This window comes from Streptococcus sanguinis (assembly GCF_050220005.1).
GTDB lineage: Bacteria > Bacillota > Bacilli > Lactobacillales > Streptococcaceae > Streptococcus > Streptococcus sanguinis_Z.
Genome location: NZ_CP071413.1, coordinates 731,764 through 749,044, shown reverse-complemented (window position 1 = coordinate 749,044; position 17,281 = coordinate 731,764). Strand labels below are relative to the sequence as shown.

17 protein-coding genes are annotated in these 17,281 nt (G+C 43.5%); 2 read left to right on the top strand and 15 right to left on the bottom strand.

The genetic code is table 11. From position 1 onward, the window contains the following. Window positions 1–11: 11 nt before the first annotated feature. Both nrdE and nrdF read left to right on the top strand, forming a co-directional pair. Entirely contained in the window at window positions 12–2,171 is a 2,160-nt protein-coding gene (nrdE, locus tag J1C86_RS03800) for a class 1b ribonucleoside-diphosphate reductase subunit alpha (protein WP_125381821.1), read from the top strand. 156 nt (window positions 2,172–2,327) lie between these two features. Further along, window positions 2,328–3,287, top strand: a complete 960-nt coding sequence (nrdF, locus tag J1C86_RS03795; RefSeq protein ID WP_004191826.1) for a class 1b ribonucleoside-diphosphate reductase subunit beta — start codon at window positions 2,328–2,330, stop codon at window positions 3,285–3,287. Between the two features lie 56 nt (window positions 3,288–3,343). Here the strand turns inward: nrdF and J1C86_RS03790 are convergent, their stop codons facing one another. The 15 genes from J1C86_RS03790 to alaS form a co-directional block, all read right to left on the bottom strand. Next, a complete protein-coding gene (locus tag J1C86_RS03790) occupies window positions 3,344–3,649 on the bottom strand; it encodes a hypothetical protein (protein WP_002912062.1) in 306 nt (101 codons plus the stop codon). A 76-nt stretch (window positions 3,650–3,725) separates the two neighbouring features. Further along, window positions 3,726–4,340, bottom strand: coding sequence for a DUF6287 domain-containing protein (locus tag J1C86_RS03785; RefSeq protein WP_004191829.1), 615 nt, complete (start codon window positions 4,338–4,340; stop codon window positions 3,726–3,728). A 71-nt stretch (window positions 4,341–4,411) separates the two neighbouring features. Continuing rightward, the gene (locus tag J1C86_RS03780) at window positions 4,412–5,347 is read right to left on the bottom strand and encodes a helix-turn-helix domain-containing protein (RefSeq protein WP_004191831.1); all 936 of its coding nucleotides are present in this window, start codon (window positions 5,345–5,347) and stop codon (window positions 4,412–4,414) included. A gap of 353 nt (window positions 5,348–5,700) precedes the next feature. Next, window positions 5,701–6,618, bottom strand: coding sequence for a diacylglycerol/lipid kinase family protein (locus J1C86_RS03775; protein WP_004191834.1), 918 nt, complete (start codon window positions 6,616–6,618; stop codon window positions 5,701–5,703). 161 nt (window positions 6,619–6,779) lie between these two features. After that, on the bottom strand, window positions 6,780–7,433 hold the full coding sequence (locus J1C86_RS03770; RefSeq protein WP_004191838.1) for a CPBP family intramembrane glutamic endopeptidase: 654 nt from the start codon (window positions 7,431–7,433) through the stop codon (window positions 6,780–6,782). A 21-nt stretch (window positions 7,434–7,454) separates the two neighbouring features. Then, the gene (locus J1C86_RS03765; RefSeq protein WP_049543997.1) at window positions 7,455–8,156 is read right to left on the bottom strand and encodes a CPBP family intramembrane glutamic endopeptidase; all 702 of its coding nucleotides are present in this window, start codon (window positions 8,154–8,156) and stop codon (window positions 7,455–7,457) included. Next, window positions 8,153–8,695: a DUF3267 domain-containing protein gene (locus J1C86_RS03760; protein WP_049543999.1), complete on the bottom strand. Its 543-nt coding sequence runs from the start codon at window positions 8,693–8,695 to the stop codon at window positions 8,153–8,155. The genes J1C86_RS03765 and J1C86_RS03760 overlap by 4 nt, the downstream gene beginning before the upstream one ends. 28 nt (window positions 8,696–8,723) lie before the next feature. After that, window positions 8,724–9,488: a DUF3169 family protein gene (locus J1C86_RS03755; RefSeq protein WP_049544001.1), complete on the bottom strand. Its 765-nt coding sequence runs from the start codon at window positions 9,486–9,488 to the stop codon at window positions 8,724–8,726. Between the two features lie 97 nt (window positions 9,489–9,585). After that, a complete protein-coding gene (locus J1C86_RS03750; RefSeq protein ID WP_002896031.1) occupies window positions 9,586–9,795 on the bottom strand; it encodes a helix-turn-helix transcriptional regulator in 210 nt (69 codons plus the stop codon). Between the two features lie 18 nt (window positions 9,796–9,813). Next, window positions 9,814–10,146 (bottom strand): hypothetical protein, encoded by a 333-nt coding sequence (locus J1C86_RS03745; RefSeq protein WP_002921810.1) that lies wholly within the window; start codon window positions 10,144–10,146, stop codon window positions 9,814–9,816. Between the two features lie 146 nt (window positions 10,147–10,292). After that, complete coding sequence (locus J1C86_RS03740; protein WP_125405760.1) at window positions 10,293–11,435, bottom strand: acetylornithine transaminase; 1,143 nt, start codon at window positions 11,433–11,435, stop codon at window positions 10,293–10,295. 2 nt (window positions 11,436–11,437) lie between these two features. Next, window positions 11,438–12,175 (bottom strand): acetylglutamate kinase, encoded by a 738-nt coding sequence (gene argB / locus J1C86_RS03735; protein ID WP_125405757.1) that lies wholly within the window; start codon window positions 12,173–12,175, stop codon window positions 11,438–11,440. Between the two features lie 11 nt (window positions 12,176–12,186). Then, a complete protein-coding gene (gene argJ, locus J1C86_RS03730) occupies window positions 12,187–13,380 on the bottom strand; it encodes a bifunctional glutamate N-acetyltransferase/amino-acid acetyltransferase ArgJ (RefSeq protein WP_125405755.1) in 1,194 nt (397 codons plus the stop codon). A gap of 17 nt (window positions 13,381–13,397) precedes the next feature. Continuing rightward, window positions 13,398–14,420: an N-acetyl-gamma-glutamyl-phosphate reductase gene (gene argC, locus J1C86_RS03725; protein WP_125405752.1), complete on the bottom strand. Its 1,023-nt coding sequence runs from the start codon at window positions 14,418–14,420 to the stop codon at window positions 13,398–13,400. 241 nt (window positions 14,421–14,661) lie between these two features. Then, window positions 14,662–17,280: an alanine--tRNA ligase gene (alaS, locus tag J1C86_RS03720; RefSeq protein WP_125409489.1), complete on the bottom strand. Its 2,619-nt coding sequence runs from the start codon at window positions 17,278–17,280 to the stop codon at window positions 14,662–14,664. Window position 17,281 lies beyond the last annotated feature (1 nt).

Below are 17,281 nucleotides of genomic sequence, written 5' to 3'. Positions count from 1 at the left end.
AAAGGAAAAACATGGGACTCAAACATTTAGAGGATGTGACATACTTCCGACTCAACAACGAAATCAACCGTCCAGTTAATGGTCAGATTATGCTTCATAAAGATCAAGAAGCCTTAAAAGCTTTTTTTAAAGAAAACGTTGAGCCAAACACCAAGCAATTTTCTTCTATCACAGAAAAAATTAAATATTTAATAGAAGAAAACTATTTGGAGAAGGAATTTATTGAACTTTATTCTCCGGAATACATCGAGGAGCTGACTGCTTTTATCCATGCTCAAGATTTCAAGTTTAAATCTTTCATGGCTGCTTATAAGTTCTACAACCAGTATGCACTGAAGACCAATGATGGCGAATACTATCTGGAAAGCATGGAAGATCGGGTACTCTTCAACGCCCTCTACTTTGCCAACGGAGATGAAGCCATTGCCAAGGATATTGCCAATGAGATTATCCACCAGCGCTACCAACCAGCTACACCAAGCTTCCTCAACGCTGGTCGGGCTCGTCGTGGTGAATTGGTTTCTTGCTTCCTCATCCAAGTAACAGATGATATGAACTCAATCGGCCGCTCCATCAACTCTGCCCTGCAATTATCTCGTATCGGAGGAGGGGTCGGTATTTCCCTCAGCAATCTGCGGGAAGCTGGAGCACCTATCAAGGGTTATGAGGGAGCTGCGTCTGGGGTTGTGCCTGTTATGAAACTCTTTGAGGACAGCTTCTCCTACTCTAACCAGCTGGGTCAACGTCAGGGAGCTGGAGTTGTTTACCTCAATGTCTTCCACCCAGATATCATCGCCTTCCTTTCTACCAAGAAAGAAAATGCCGACGAAAAAGTTCGGGTTAAAACCCTCTCACTCGGTGTTGTCATTCCGGATAAGTTCTACGAATTAGCGCGTAAAAATGAAGAAATGTACCTCTTCAGCCCCTATTCTGTTGAACGTGAGTATGGAGTGCCATTTGCCTACCTCGACATCACTGAAAAGTATGATGAGTTGGTCGCTAATCCAAATATCACCAAGACCAAGATCAAGGCTCGTGATTTGGAAACAGAGATTTCCAAACTCCAACAAGAATCTGGCTATCCTTATGTCGTAAACATTGATACCGCCAACCGTTCAAATCCAATTGACGGTAAAATCGTCATGAGTAACCTTTGCTCTGAAATCCTGCAAGTACAAGAGCCTAGCCTTTTGAATGATGCGCAAGAGTATCTTCACCTAGGAACAGATGTATCATGTAACTTAGGCTCTACCAACGTTGTCAACATGATGACTTCGCCTGACTTCGGAAAATCCATCCGGACTATGACACGCGCCTTGACCTTTGTCACAGACAGCTCACACATCACAGCTGTGCCTTCTATCGACAATGGTAACAGTCTGGCGCACACCTTTGGTCTGGGAGCCATGGGACTGCACAGCTACTTGGCACAGCAGCTAATCGATTATGGATCAGCGGAAGCTGTAGAGTTCACTAGCATCTACTTCATGCTCATGAACTACTGGACTTTAGTCGAGTCTAACAATATCGCTCGCGAGCGTGGCGTGACCTTCCATAACTTTGAAAAATCTGATTATGCTAACGGAACTTACTTTGCCAAGTACCTGACGGGTGAATTTGTACCTAAGTCTGACCGTGTCAAAGAACTCTTCGCAGGCATCTTTATCCCGTCTGCAGAGGATTGGGCAGAGTTGCGCGACAAGATCAAGGCTGATGGTCTCTACCACCAAAACCGCCTGGCCGTTGCACCAAATGGCTCTATCAGCTACATCAATGACGTTTCTGCTTCAATTCATCCAATTACTCAGCGGATCGAAGAACGTCAAGAAAAGAAAATCGGTAAGATCTACTATCCTGCTGCTGGTCTGTCAACTGAGACTATTCCTTACTATACCAGCGCCTATGACATGGATATGCGCAAGGTTATCGATGTCTACGCAGCCGCAACTGAGCATGTGGACCAAGGTCTTTCCCTGACTCTCTTTATGCGCAGCGATATCCCTAAAGGCCTCTACGAATGGAAAAAAGAAAGCAAGCAAACAACCCGCGACCTTTCTATCCTGCGTAACTACGCCTTCAACAAAGGTATCAAGTCCATCTACTACGTCCGCACCTTCACTGATGATGGCGGCGAAGTAGGTGCCAACCAATGTGAAAGCTGTGTCATCTAACAAGAGATTTTAGAAAAAGAAAAGGAAATTCGACCATGTCACAATTTTACCTTCCTCATCATTGTCAGGAAGGTAAAATCGTGAAGCATTAGGACAGTATCCAAGAAGTGATAGCTGATACCACATCAGGTCGTACCATCTACTAAAGGAGAAAGAATGCAAACTTACTACAAAGCCATTAACTGGAACGCTATCGAAGATGTCATCGATAAGTCCACCTGGGAAAAACTGACTGAGCAATTCTGGCTGGATACGCGGATTCCCCTATCCAATGACCTGGATGACTGGAGAAAGCTGTCTCACAAGGAAAAAGACCTGGTCGGCAAGGTCTTCGGTGGCCTGACCCTGCTGGATACTCTCCAGTCTGAGTCTGGTGTGGATGCCCTACGTAAGGATGTCCGCACAGCCCACGAAGAAGCTGTCTTCAACAACATTCAATTTATGGAGTCCGTTCACGCCAAGTCTTACTCTTCTATCTTTTCTACGCTCAATACCAAGTCAGAAATCGATGAAATCTTTGCTTGGACCAACACCAATCCATACTTGCAAAAGAAAGCTGAGATTATCAACGAAATTTACCTGAACGGTACTCCTCTGGAGAAAAAAGTAGCCAGCGTTTTCTTGGAAACCTTCCTCTTCTACTCTGGTTTCTTCACTCCACTCTACTATCTGGGTAATAACAAGCTGGCCAACGTTGCTGAGATTATCAAGCTGATTATCCGTGACGAGTCTGTCCATGGAACCTATATCGGCTATAAGTTCCAGCTAGCTTTTAACGAGCTGCCAGAAGACGAGCAAGAAAAACTCAAAGAATGGATGTATGACCTGCTCTACACCCTCTATGAAAATGAAGAAGGCTACACTGAAAGCCTCTATGACACAGTCGGCTGGACCGAAGAGGTCAAGACCTTCCTGCGCTACAATGCCAACAAGGCTCTGATGAATCTGGGACAGGATCCCCTCTTCCCAGACTCAGCGGACGATGTCAATCCTATCGTCATGAACGGTATCTCAACCGGTACCTCCAACCATGACTTCTTCTCCCAAGTGGGTAACGGCTACCTGCTAGGCGAAGTTGAAGCCATGCAGGATGACGACTATAATTACGGTTTATAGACAAAGAACCCCTCTTTCCAAAATCCGGAAAGAGGGGTTTTTGATTGACTATTAATCTATTGATTATCGTAGATATATTCTTCCAGATGTTCTGCGACTGTAATCTCAACTCCAGCCTCAGATGTTAGATAAATCACGGTACAGTCATGAGCTGGGACAATAGGAAATAAAAAGGGCTTCATATTTTGATAAATTCTATACATCCGCCTTTGACTCGTTGGATTTTCCAGATAAAGCTTGCTGTCACCACCAGAAAAGTCAGCCGGCAGAAGGGCATAGTAAGCCACCAAAGCTCCATTTTCATCCAATACTCTAATCTTATTTAAGTCCTCAGCTATTTTTTTCATCATTAAGGTGGCCATTTTTTACTCCCTTCATGTCTTTATCCAAATAAAGGTGGAGCTGGGAACATCATCCCTAACCCCACCTATACAGTAACTAATTAGATACGCGATAATACGGATGCTGTGAAGCAGTGATAGCATCTTGTCCAACTCGAATCTGTGCTTTAGGATTCTCGTTTCCCGTATCAGGCAAAACAGCTCCTTCTGGAATTACTAAAAAGGTTGCGCTACTGCTACCAGCAGTATAAGCAAGAGTAGATACATAACTACCATCGCTTACTTGACCTTTTAGTAAAGTATAATCGCTGGATTCTTTTCCATTCAGAGTATGAGAAACAACCCCTTGATTATTCAATACTATCGCATCCCCCAAATCATTTTGCCAAGTACCGGCTACACTCGAAAAATCTCCTGCTGCCAAAGCATTGACATCAATACCCGCTGCTGGAGTGGCTGGGTCTTTCGTGTCAGACTTTGTTTCATTTTTAGGCTCAGCTTCAGAAGATGCCGACGCTACATCAGTTTCATCTTGGCTAGCTGATTGAACAACTTTCGCTTCAGATTTGACATCTGATTTAGAAGTTTGAACTGTTTGACTAGAGCTGCTATTTTGAGATGTTTGCTTCTCCTGCTGTTTACTGCAAGCACCAAGCAAGATAATAGAAGAAGCGAGCGCAGTCGCAAGAAACATTAATTTTGCATTTTTCATAAAAGGACCTCCTTTAGGTTTGCCTAATTATAACACGAAAGATTTTGCCAAAACAGGACATAGATGTCCTGTTAGCCTTGATGATAGATCTGAAGTTCTTTATTCCACTCCTCAGACATTTTTTTAGATAGAAAAGTATGACCTAACAATTTCGCCAGCGTCAGTCCCTCTTCGTAGTATTGTTGAGCCTTTTTCTCGTCCTTGTGTACGAAAAGCTCATATTCTCCCTCTAACATTCTTATCAGCGGTTTCTTTTGATAGTCCTCTGTCAATTCCATGATTATATTAAGTTTGTTGAGTGTATCTTTTGTATAAATGAACTCTTTTCGCTCGCACTCAATACCTGGGATTGTCAGTAGAGCATCTCGCATGAGAAAGAGATATTCATTTGGAATATAGTCAACTGACTGCAGTAATCGCTGAGCGATTCTTGCATATAATTCCTTATCAAACTTAGCTGACCGAATCTCCTCTTCATCTCCCACATAGATCTGATAGAGCTGGATGTAGAGTAAATCATTCACGTCATAATGCTTTTTACTCTGCAAATCGTCCAAATGCTTGGCAAAGAGAGTCATTCCATACTTATGGAATTTCTCAGAAGTATAAGTATAAATCTTTGATTGCAAGATATCCATTACATTCTGCTCAGCTTCTGGCAAATCATCATAATAAACTTCAAAAATTTCATCTATGATATGCTCCAATTCGAACAAAGCTTCGGTATTGCCATAAGTGGTCGTCCGAATCAGCTTATACTTCAAGCGCTGGTAATCAGCAGGTAGAGCTGCATCTTCTTTTTTACTTCCTGTCAAAGTTGTCAAATCGACCTCTAGACAGAAAGCCAGATATTCTAAAGTAGAGAGAGTCGGCTGGGAAATGCCTGACTCCAAACGGGTTAACTGCCGTATAGAAAGCTTTGACTCATCACCACACAATTGCTCCTTGGTCCAGCCCCTATTTAATCGAAGCTGTTTCAAATGCTGTCCAAATTCTTTTCCTTGCATCGTCAATTCCCCTCCCAAATAAATTAGGAAACCTTTGCTTATGTTATCATGTTATTCTAGATTTATTATAGCATAACTGGAAAGATTTTACTAATAAAATTCTAAAAAGATTACTTCCTTTTCTCAGTGATGAAATCTACCTAACTGTTGCAACAGTTAGGTAGAGCGGAGCTATTGAGACCTTAGGCTCAATAGCTAGTCATGGAACTCTGCAGGAGGTCGCTGACGTCCGCCATCACTTGAGAAAAGTATGTAAATCTAAAAATTAGCATATTACAAATATTAAAGGACCCCAAACTTAAAAGTTTGGAGTCCTTCTACCATATTCTTTTTTGAGTCTAAACACAAAAAAACTAGCAATAAACATTCAAGTGAGATGGCAAGACACGAATCGTTACTGGCAGTTGGTCGCCCTCATCTCCGTCAACGTTGACGCTGAGCTCTGCGTTATTGTCAGCCAACTCAACTGTGATTTCCTTAAAGGTCAGATACTCGATATTATTACTTTCTTCGCCATTGCCCGAAATCAAATCCGGCACAGAAACCAAGGTATCCAAGAGATTTTTATCCTTAAGATACAAGAGATGAAGCAAGCCGTCATTGACAGTGGCTTCAGGGAGAATACTCTCGAAACCTCCGATTGAGTTGGTAGAGCCAATCAAGAGTGTACTGCTCTTTATCGTGCGCTCTTCTCCATCAATCTTCAAGTGAAATTCGTAAAAACTAGTATCCATCAACTGCTTGAAACCAGAGATAAAGTAGGCAAACTTACCCCACTTGGTCTTGTCTTCAGAATCTACATTGTTGATTGACTCTGGAATAGTTCCAATGGCAACCACATTCATAAAGTACTGGTCATTAATCTTACCGATATCAAGCGGCTTGACTTTATTGATATCCAGATTCTGGATGGCTTCTTCAGCATCTAGAGGAATGCCGAGAGCACGCGCCAAGTCATTGACCGTACCAAGTGGAAAGAAACCAAAGGTCGGACGATAGTCTAGTTCAGCCAGACCGCTGATTCCTTCATTGACAGTTCCATCGCCACCCATGACAAAGACGCTATCATAATGGTCTTCTGCCGCTTGCCTAGCAAAAGCTGCTGCGTCTCCGCCTTTTTCAGTATGCTTGACCACTGCCTCATCGAAGCAGCCTGCCAGCTTTTCTCTTGCCAAGTCTTCATAGGACTTGGCTTTTTCGCCTCCCGAGCTAGGGTTGACAATTAATAGGACTTTAGACATAAGGAAACCTCTTTTCATTTGATAGCTCATTATACCATCTGGAAAACACTTTCACAAGAATTTGAAACTGCTGGCTTTCGAAAGACCAGAAAAGCAGTTTGGTATTTAAACTCCATTCCACAGAAAAACACTTCTGCCGTTAGACTTTTCTGCCTAACTTTAGAAGTGCTGTCTTATATGTAGTTTTTCTATTAAAAGAAGAAAACCAGAACAAAAGCAATTAGATTATTAGCCAGATGTAGGCCAATTGAATAGCGAAGATCCTTCTTAGCTAGATATCCTAAGCCGAAAATTGCCCCCAAGATGAAGTAAACTAGAAACTGGACTAGATTGCCCGGCATGTGCAGAAGAGAGAAAAAGCTGGCAGATACAGTTAAATAGAGCAGAATTTTCGCCAAGCTATTTTGGTCAGGAAAGAGAAACTTAGCCAAAAATCCTCGCGTCAGCAACTCTTCGAGAATAGGAGCAAAGATTACCATGTATAGGAAGGCAAAGGCTGGCTGCTGCTGAATCAACTCTACAGCAGTGTTCTGATTGGCAGAAGATTCAATAGGAACGAGCTGCTGGAAGATGATAAAAGCAAGCAAGAGGGCGCTGGGAAGCCAGATAGAACTGGTCAGCTTGGTATTTTTGATCTCCAGTTTCAAATCTTTCTGGTACCATTTCCACATGGCAAAAGAATAGAGACTGGCAAGTATGACAAAAATCGGCAAAATCAATAGTTGAGAAGTTCCTCCTGTCAGAGAACCTATGGTGAAGAGAACTATAGCCGAAAATATATAGAAATAGGCCAAGAGAACAAGTATATAAAGGCCAAAATTAGTAAAGAAGGTTTTTAATTTCATAGTGATTCCTTATAGATTGATTTACTTAAACATAGCTAGCAGCAGTAATATAGCCATGGGGAGATTGTTCAGGATATGAACCAACATGGAATCTTTTATATTCCCCCGACGAGCATAGGATAAATATAAAACCAGTCCAAGTGCAAAATAAATTGGGAACTCTGTCAATTGGGTGATATGAGGCAGAGTGAAGACCACAGAAGTCACAATAGCAGGCAAAACCTTTTGATTATTTTTGAAAAAGAAGGCAGTACCAAAACCACGGAAAATTAATTCTTCCATGATAGGAGCAATAAAAGCAATCGTTGCAACAAAGAGCAAGGCAAAGAAAATATGCTGCGAAGACATCATTCCCCCTAGCCCTTGTATGGCGCTGTCATTACTGGTCTGGGAATTGCCGCTCAGGATGAGATTGAGATAAACACCAACAATAGCAGCTACCCTCGCAAGGAAAAAGAATAGAAAAGCAAAACCGATGTCCTTGCCAGACTGTTTGAATTTTTTCTTTTCTTCAGGTATACGCTTCTGATAACGCCGCCACAAGACACGAAAAATCAGGAAAACTAAAATCATATACAAGGCTACCAATAAGATTTCTGCATAAATAGGTAAATTCTTCCCGAGCCTTAAGAATAGCATTGGAGCAACATTTATAAGGAGGCTAAGAGCAATTAAGCCTATCCATTTTACAAGTCCTAAAGCAGTTGATTTGAAGTTGTTCATTTTGTATTCTCCTTTTGATAAATATTGATACCGACTTCCGTATCCTCAACAGCAATATCTCCCTTCTGCCGAAGAATAGCGACAGCGAGGAAAAAATCTCCTGCACAGCCAGCTGCATGGAAGCTAGCAAGGACGATATAAGAAGCCGCAGTTAAAATATGCAAGCCATAGATCAAGGTCAGGGCTAGGCTAATCAGAAAGAAAGGTGCCAGGATAATGACGAGCATCCTTTTCCGACTGTAACGACTGCCTGGACTGGTCGCATAGGCCATGCCGCTTTTAAAACCAAACTTGACCTTGGTATTTTCATCCCCCAAGACCTTGAAGAAAAAGCCGTGAATCAGCTCATGGATGACCATTAGAACAAGGAGGTAGAGTAAGTCAAAAAAATGAAAAACTTCGCTACCCTTGCCATACATCAGAATAGCAATCCAAGTAAAGAGGGCTAGAAAAGGGAAGATCAGCAACAGGGAAAATATATTCAGAGCTAAATTAACCTTTTTATTATGGATAAAATCAAGTTCTTTCAGTAGTTTCATAGCCTCAACCTTTCATTGAAAAATAAACTTATTTGAAATATTTTTTAACCATTGGATAATACATGACATTGATATAGATATGAATCACCAGCAGAATGATAAAGCCAGAAACAACATTGAGAGGTGTGAGAGTTCCTAGTCCTGCTAGAATGACATAGAGGGCCGGCAGAATTCGCTGATTGAGACTCAGGAGAATCAAATAGCTCTGCTCATAGTTAGCTTGTAGCTCTGACTCATCATAAGAGAGGGCAAATTCCTGCATTTCCTTAGTAGTCGGGAAGGCCGAAACCTTATAATGACGAACTTTCTGGAGTGTTTTAAAAAATACAATCTGTGAAATGATAAGCAGAATCACAATCACCCAATCTATATGGCTCCATTGAAGAGGGCTCTTATGATTAGTGATATTTCCGATATAAACAGCTCCGACTAAAATCGTAAAAAGAGCAACAGCACTGCTGATATTAAAGGAGATAGTGGCATACTCTAAATATTTAAAGGCCAGACGGTACCATTCATAATTCTTATCCTCATCTGCTTCTTTTTCATAGGCTTCATTGTATTTACGAGTCCGATAAATCAAGAAAAAGACCAAGGGATAGAGGATGATAAGGCTGGCCCTACCTAGCTGGCGCAGCAGTTGAACAGAAAAAATAGTCGACCAACTGATGTTTTTTAGCAGACCAGTTTCAGAAAACAAAATAGACAGACCACCTATTAAAGCTCCAGCTAGAAATATAAGGACATTATATAAAACTCTTTTCTGTGTAGATATACGTTTTTGCTCTTTCACGACTTCTTCTCCTTTATTTTTTTACAATAGATGATACAAGAATGCTGAGGCTGAAGGACTGTTTTAGCTCCTGTTGAAATGAATCTTAATTGGTTCTTCATTCTGCTTCCTCCACCAGCCGAAAGACATTCTCAACGTTTTCATTGAAAATATGGGCAATCTTAAGGGCAATCACAATCGACGGGGTATATTCGCCTCTCTCTATAAGGCTGATTGTCTGCCTGGAAACACCGGCCAGCTTAGCCAGTTCTGTCTGGTTGAGACCATCACGCGCCCTCAACTCCTTGAGTCGATTTCTTAATTTCATTAAAATCCCCCACTTCTCCTAAAGCTCGATAGACCGAATGTCTTCAATACGAATCAGCTTGGTCTTGGTCTGACCTTTTTTATCTGTCATGCTCAGCTTGACCCATTCTTCATCCACATCCACTACCAGCCAGTTTACCAGCCAGTTATTGGTTCCAATTGACTCGCTCATAATTGTCGGCTTCTTTCCAATCATTTCTTTTAAAAATTGTGACATTGTTTTGTTCCCCTTTCTTTTTCTTTCTAAAGACTTTATCCGTCCCTGCATCCGTTTTAGCTTATTGGAAGAATCAATCCCAAAGATAAAAACCATAAAAGTCATCGGAAGCAAGAACCATAAGAATGCATTCATAAGCGTCCCTCCATTTCCTGTTCAAAAGTATTGTAACAGATTCTTTTCTTTTTGACAAGTATATTTGTCAAAAAAATAATAATCATTGTCAAGAACACCATTATCATAGACAAAAAAGAATCCAGCTCAGACTGAATCCTTTTCCTTTATTCATCAATTTCTGAAAATACTTCTTTTAAAATAGCAATACCCTGCTGAATTTCCTCCCTGCTGATAGTCAAAGGCGGCAGGAGACGGATAACATTTTCTCCGGCTGTCAGGATAATCAAGCCCTTCTGACGAGTGGCTTCAACAAGCCTTGACAGACTGGCACTTGTTTCAATCCCAATCATCATGCCCAGGCCTCGAACAGCAGAAATATTTGGATGGTCCTGAAAAGCAAGCTGCAGCTGCTCCAGTAAGATGGCACTCTTAGACCTGACTTCTTCCATAAATCCCGTCTCTTTTATGATATGCAAGGTCTCCAAGGCAGCTGCCATGGCTAATTTATTGCCACCAAAGGTAGAACCGTGACTGCCAGGTCCAAAAGCGGGAGCCAAGCTGGATTTTCCCAATAGGGCGCCAGCAGGCAGGCCATTGGCCAGACCCTTAGCCAGCGTCACAATATCCGGTACAATCCCATAATGCTCAAAGGAATAAAGCTGGCCCGTACGCCCCATGCCTGTCTGGACCTCATCAACAATCAGCAAAAGCCCCTCTTGTTGGCAAAAATCAGCCAAGTCTTTGACAAAAGCTGCTTCTGCTGGACGAACTCCTGATTCTCCTTGGACCAATTCCAGCATGACAGCTGCCGTATCCTGATTGACCAAGTCTTCTACGCTGGCCAAATCATTGTAAACCGCATAGCTGAAATGGGGAACCCCATCACCAAATCCTTCCTTAATCTTATCCTGTCCTGTTGCGGCCATAGCGCCAAAGGTTCGACCGTGAAAGGATTGCTGAAAGGTGATAATGCCTTGCTTGCCAGTAGCTTTGCGGGCTAGCTTAATAGCTGCTTCATTGGCTTCTGCTCCGCTATTGCAGAAAAATGCCAAATAATCATAAGAACCTGCCAGTTCCTGAGCCACCTGCTCTTGCAGAGAGCTAAGATAGAGATTGGGACTGTGCCAGATGCGCCCTGCTTGCTGGATCAAAGCCTGCTGAACCTGCGGGTGAAAGCCAAGATTGGTTACACCAATCCCCGATGAAAAGTCCAAATAAGCCTTTCCCTCACTGTCAATCAGATAGGAACCCTCTGCTTTAACAAACTCAATGGGTGCCCTCTTGTAGTTTTCAAATAAATAAGTCATCGTTATCCCTCTGCTATCAAGGTGCCTGTCAAAAGATTATCGCCAATCAGAACCTGTCCGACACCGGAAAGCACGGTCTGAACAGCACTCTCAATCTTAGGAATCATCCCACCCTTGATGACACCTGTCTGAATCTTCTTGGAAACCTGACTAGTCAGAAGCTGGGGCAGGACCTTTTTGTCCTCCAGAACCCCTTCTATATCTGTCATCAAGATCAGCTTCTCTGCCTGCAAGCTACTGGCAACTGCTGCTGCTAGATAGTCTGCATTGATATTTAAGAACTCGCCAGCAGCATTTTCTCCTAGCGAAGCCAGCACTGGGACTATGTCCTCAGCCAGCAGCTGCTCTAAATAAGCAGTTTGAATCGCTGTCACATCACCGACATAGCCATAGAGGTCTTTATCGATAAAATCTGCCGAAACTGTCTTTCCCAAATGAGAAGCCAACTGAACGCTTTCAATATCTGAGTCGTTCAGTTCTTGTGTCAGCATTCGGCCGACTTGACCTAGCAAGGCCTGCTCAATAATGGGTAAGTCAGACCTAGCTGTCACCCGCAATCCCTTAACCTTGCTAGTAGGCAGCTGGCGCTCTTTCATAAGCTGGTTAATGACCAGACCGCCCCCATGAACGACCACGATTTTCTTACCAGCTGCTATCCATTCTTGCATTTGCTTGATAAACTTATCAGACAGCTTTTGCGCAGCAACACCGCCAATTTTTATAACAATCACATCTTTCATTGCATTTCTCCTTAGGTTCTATAGAGGGCATTGATTTTCACATAATCATAGGATAGATCGCAGCCCCAGGCCTGAGCTTCAGCGTCCCCATCGTGTAGGTCAATGGTCAAGGTCAGCAGCTCTCCAGCCATGGCATCACTAGTCTCCTCGGGGTCAAAAGCCACAGGGCTTGAAGCCTGCATGACTGGAATCCCCTCAATCCAAATATCAATATTGTCCACTGAGACATCTGCTCTCGCATAGCCGATAGCTGCTAGGATTCGTCCCCAATTGGGATCTTGACCAAAAATAGCCGTTTTGACCAGGCTAGATCCAACGACACTCTTAGCAATCATACGGCCACTCTGTTCATCCTTGGCATGCCGAACATTGACTTCAATCAGCTTGGTCGCTCCCTCGCCATCCTTGGCAATTTTCTTAGCCAAGTCAGCCATAAGATAGCGGAGCATCTTAGAAAACTTTTCAAATTCTTCTGTATCTGGCAGAATTTCTTCATTTTGCCGGCAGCCGTTCGCCATGACTAGCACCATGTCATTGGTCGATGTATCCCCATCCACCGTGATTTGGTTGAAAGTCGTCTCCACATGCTGACTGAGAGCCGCTTGCAAGGTAGCGCTGGAAATATTGGCATCACAAGTTATAAAGGCCAGCATAGTCGCCATATTCGGATGAATCATGCCCGATCCCTTAGCCACTCCTGCCATAGTCACCAGGTCTGTTCCAAACTCTTCTGTGACTACACAGGTCTTGGTACAAGTATCCGTCGTCAAGATAGCCTCAGCAAAATCTTCTGCCTTGCCACTCACTAGAATCTGTGACAGGCCATTTTTCATAGCATCCATTGGAAGCTGCTCGCCGATGACTCCTGTAGATGCCAGACCTACCAAGTCAGGGTCAATCTTCAGCTTTTGAGCAGTCAATCGCTGCATCTCATAGACAGCGTCCAGTCCCTGCTGGCCTGTACAGGAATTGGCAACACCAGAATTAACCACTATTGCCTGCAATTTCTGGCTCTTTTGAATTGATGCTTTGGTCACTAGAAGTGGAGCAGCGATAACCTTATTAGTTGTATAGACTCCAGCCACACTGGCTGGTACTTCAGAGACAATCCAGCCAAAATCCAACTTCTTTTTCTTAAAGCCAGCGTGTAAACCATCAGCCGAAAAACCTAGTGGACTGGCAATCGTTCCATCAATAATCTTCATATCTAACCCTTTCTCATCTAGACATAGGACGGTTGACTGAGCAGACCATCTGTTTCAGGAAAGCCCAGCATCAGATTCATATTTTGAACCGCCTGACCAGCAGCCCCCTTAATCAGGTTATCCAGCACAGCCACGACAGTTAAAATATTTGTCACAGGATTATAGTCAAAACCAATATCGGTATAATTAGTACCGACAACCTGGTGCAAATTCGGCAGAGTAGCTTGGATACGGACAAAAGGCTTATCCTGATAGCATTCCTGGTAAATAGCAGCCAGCTCTTCTCGAGTCAAAGGTTCTTTCAACTTGCAATAAACTGTCGCCACGATCCCACGATTAAGCGGAATAAGGGAAGTTGAAAACTGAATCTGCTGCAATCCCTCATCAAAATGCTGCAACTGCTGCACAATCTCTGGAATATGCTGATGCTGATTCAGCTTGTAAGTCACATAATTGTCGTGCACATGGACAAAATGGCTGGATGCAGCTGGATTTTTCCCTGCCCCTGTCAAACCGCTCTTGGCATCAACAATAATGGAGTCCAGCTCAACAGCTTGAGCCTGCAGCAAGGGAATCAGAGCCAACTCTGTAGCTGTCGCATAACAGCCGGGATTAGCAATAAATCGCTTCCCTCTGACATCTGTAAACTCAGACAGCCCATAAATAAACGCTTTTTGAATATGGACTTCAGCTGGCCCTTTCTGATACCATTTTTTATAAATATTCCCTGGCAAACGATGATCACCAGATAGGTCAATGACTGGAAATCCCGCTTCTACAAAGTCTTTTGACAAATCTTTAGCCACTCCGCTTGACGTTGCAAAGAAAACAAGATCTGCTCGTCGCATTATTTCCTGACTGTCGAAAGCTTCTATTTTCAGGTCGCAAATCCCCTTCAAATGAGGATAAAGCTCTGACACAGGAGCCTCCATATCTTGACTGGCATAAAGAGAAACGACTTCTGCCTGCGGATGCTGCAGCAAAATACGGAGGAGTTCCATCCCTGAGTAACCAGTAATTCCCACAATCGAAATTCGCATATTTTTAAAAAACCTCCGTATAAATATGCGTTTTATTTTACTCGTATATTTTCCCTTTGTCAAGTATTTTCTGTATTTTTATGCAATATTTTTGAAAATATCATTATTTATTCTAAAACAATTCATAATTTCTTGCCGAAAAGCGGCCTATTTGCTTCTCATATAGAGAAGTAAGAAATCTAAGAGCACAGAAAAAGATCTGCCCAAAGAGCAGACCTTTTCATCTATCTTTTATCTAATATTACAACTTCTCAGCCACCGCTGCTAGCAAGTCTGAAATAGCTGATTGCTTGCCGCCGCCGGCCATAGCCATGTCTGGCTTACCGCCGCCTCGACCATCTACAATTGGTGCCAATTCCTTAATCAGATTACCAGCATGGACGTCCTTGGTCTTGCTGGCTGCAAGGACATTGACCTTGTCTCCAATTGCTGCTACCAGTACGAGAACATCTGAATAGTCCTTCTGCTTCCATGTGTCCGCAAAGGTACGCAGGGCACCTGCATCAGAAACAGAGACTTGACTAGTGATGAAGCTATGTCCATTTGCCTCTTGAACATTCTTGAAGACTTCACCAGAGGCCGCTGCTGCTGCCTTTTCCTTGAGTTCCGCATTTTCTTTTTGGAGTTGACGAAGCTGCTCCTGCAGTGCTTCAACCTTGTGAGGCACCTCTTTGATTTGCGGTGCCTTGAGGGTCGCTGCAATAGCCTTAAGCGCCTCTTCTTCCTCACGGTAGGCTTCAAAAGCTTCCTTGCTGGTGACTGCCAAGATACGGCGAGTTCCAGATCCGATACCCTCTTCTTTGACAATCTTGAAAATACCGATTTCAGAAGTGTTGCCTACGTGGGTTCCTCCGCAAAGCTCGACAGAGTAGTCGCCGATAGTTACGACACGAACTTCTTTACCATATTTTTCACCAAAGAGCGCCATGGCACCCATTTCCTTAGCCGTGTCAATATCTGTCTCTACTGTCTCAATGGCAAGAGCTTCCCAGATTTTCTCATTGACTTCTTGCTCAATAGCGCGCAGCTCTTCTGCTGTCACCGCTTGGAAGTGTGTAAAGTCAAAGCGCAGGAATTCTACTTCGTTCAGAGAACCAGCCTGGGTTGCATGGTTACCAAGAACATTATGCAGGGCTGCATGTAAGAGGTGAGTCGCCGTATGGTTCTTCATAACACGATGGCGACGGCTGTGGTCAATTTCCAGTTTATAGCTTTGACCCAGAGCCAGAGGAGCCAAAACTTCTACAGTATGCAGTGGCTGACCATTTGGTGCCTTTTGCACATCCGTAACTTGCGCTACCAGATTGCCTGCTCCATCAAAGATTTGACCGTGGTCCGCTACCTGACCACCCATTTCTGCATAGAATGGCGTTTCTGCAAAGATGAGGGCAGCTGTCCCTGACTCAACAGACTCCACTGCTGCATCATCTGCTACAATAGCAAGGAGTTCAGCAGTTAGCTCTTCTTTTTCGTAGTTAAAGACACTCTCTACAGTGATGGCCTGCAGGGTTTCATTTTGCATCCCCATTGAGCCGCCCTTGACGACAGAAGCACGCGCCCGATCCTGCTGCTCTTTCATAGCCGCTTCAAAGCCAGCACGATCCACAGTCATGCCTGCTTCTTCAGCGATTTCTTCGGTCAACTCCAGCGGAAAACCGTAAGTATCGTAGAGTTTAAAGGCATCTTGACCAGCAATAACAGTTTGTCCCTTAGCTTTCAAATCTGCCACAATTGTTTCTGCAAAGTGTTGACCAGAGTGCAGAGTACGAGCAAAAGATTCTTCCTCACTCTTGATAATCTTTTCGATAAAGTCTTGCTTTTCAAGAACTTCTGGGTAGTAGCTTTCCATAATCTTGCCCACAGTTGGAACCAGTTTGTAAAGGAAAGGCTCATTGATACCCAATTTTTGACCATGCATTGAAGCACGACGAAGCAGACGACGAAGGACATAGCCACGGCCTTCATTTCCAGGAAGTGCGCCATCACCAATGGCAAAGGAGAGCGAGCGGATATGGTCTGCGATAACCTTGAAACTCATATTGTCGCCATCTTGATCATAGACCTTGCCAGACAGTTTCTCTACTTCACGAATGATTGGCATAAAGAGGTCGGTCTCAAAGTTGGTCTTAGCCCCTTGGATAACAGCGACCAAACGCTCCAAACCTGCGCCCGTATCAATGTTCTTATGTGGTAATTCCTTGTATTCACTACGCGGTACAGCAGGGTCAGCGTTGAATTGTGACAAAACGATATTCCAGATTTCGATATAACGGTCGTTTTCAATATCTTCTTCCAAGAGACGAACTCCGATATTTTCTGGATCAAAAGCCTCACCCCGGTCAAAGAAAATCTCTGTATCTGGTCCAGAAGGTCCCGCACCGATTTCCCAGAAGTTGTCCTCAATCGGAATCAAATGACTAGGCTCAACGCCCATAGCGATCCAGCGGTTGTAAGAATCCTTGTCGTCTGGATAGTAGGTCATGTAGAGCTTGTCTTTAGGGAAATCAAACCATTCAGGGCTAGTCAAAAGCTCGTAAGCCCACTCAATCGCTTCATCACGGAAATAATCACCGATAGAGAAGTTGCCCAGCATTTCAAACATGGTATGGTGGCGGGCAGTCTTTCCAACATTTTCAATATCGTTGGTCCGAATGGCCTTTTGAGCATTGGTAATCCGAGGATTTTCTGGAATGATGGTTCCATCGAAATATTTCTTGAGGGTTGCTACACCAGAATTAATCCAAAGCAAGGTTGGATCATTGACTGGCACCAAGCTGACAGATGGTTCTACTGCATGACCTTTAGTTGCCCAAAAATCCAGCCACATTTGACGAACCTGAGCACTTGACATTTGTTTCATT

Bases quoted from the DNA above. Each gene is read 5' to 3' on its own strand.
- J1C86_RS03745 (WP_002921810.1), bottom strand. From the start codon at position 10,146: ATGAATGCATTCTTATGGTTCTTGCTTCCGATGACTTTTATGGTTTTT.
- J1C86_RS03765 (WP_049543997.1), bottom strand. From the start codon at position 8,156: ATGAACAACTTCAAATCAACTGCTTTAGGACTTGTAAAATGGATAGGC.
- J1C86_RS03770 (WP_004191838.1), bottom strand. From the start codon at position 7,433: ATGAAATTAAAAACCTTCTTTACTAATTTTGGCCTTTATATACTTGTT.
- argB (WP_125405757.1), bottom strand. From the start codon at position 12,175: ATGAAAGATGTGATTGTTATAAAAATTGGCGGTGTTGCTGCGCAAAAG.
- J1C86_RS03785 (WP_004191829.1), bottom strand. From the start codon at position 4,340: ATGAAAAATGCAAAATTAATGTTTCTTGCGACTGCGCTCGCTTCTTCT.
- argJ (WP_125405755.1), bottom strand. From the start codon at position 13,380: ATGAAGATTATTGATGGAACGATTGCCAGTCCACTAGGTTTTTCGGCT.
- argC (WP_125405752.1), bottom strand. From the start codon at position 14,420: ATGCGAATTTCGATTGTGGGAATTACTGGTTACTCAGGGATGGAACTC.
- J1C86_RS03740 (WP_125405760.1), bottom strand. From the start codon at position 11,435: ATGACTTATTTATTTGAAAACTACAAGAGGGCACCCATTGAGTTTGTT.
- J1C86_RS03780 (WP_004191831.1), bottom strand. From the start codon at position 5,347: ATGCAAGGAAAAGAATTTGGACAGCATTTGAAACAGCTTCGATTAAAT.
- alaS (WP_125409489.1), bottom strand. From the start codon at position 17,280: ATGAAACAAATGTCAAGTGCTCAGGTTCGTCAAATGTGGCTGGATTTT.
- J1C86_RS03775 (WP_004191834.1), bottom strand. From the start codon at position 6,618: ATGAGCTATCAAATGAAAAGAGGTTTCCTTATGTCTAAAGTCCTATTA.
- J1C86_RS03790 (WP_002912062.1), bottom strand. From the start codon at position 3,649: ATGGCCACCTTAATGATGAAAAAAATAGCTGAGGACTTAAATAAGATT.
- nrdE (WP_125381821.1), top strand. From the start codon at position 12: ATGGGACTCAAACATTTAGAGGATGTGACATACTTCCGACTCAACAAC.
- J1C86_RS03760 (WP_049543999.1), bottom strand. From the start codon at position 8,695: ATGAAACTACTGAAAGAACTTGATTTTATCCATAATAAAAAGGTTAAT.
- J1C86_RS03750 (WP_002896031.1), bottom strand. From the start codon at position 9,795: ATGAAATTAAGAAATCGACTCAAGGAGTTGAGGGCGCGTGATGGTCTC.
- nrdF (WP_004191826.1), top strand. From the start codon at position 2,328: ATGCAAACTTACTACAAAGCCATTAACTGGAACGCTATCGAAGATGTC.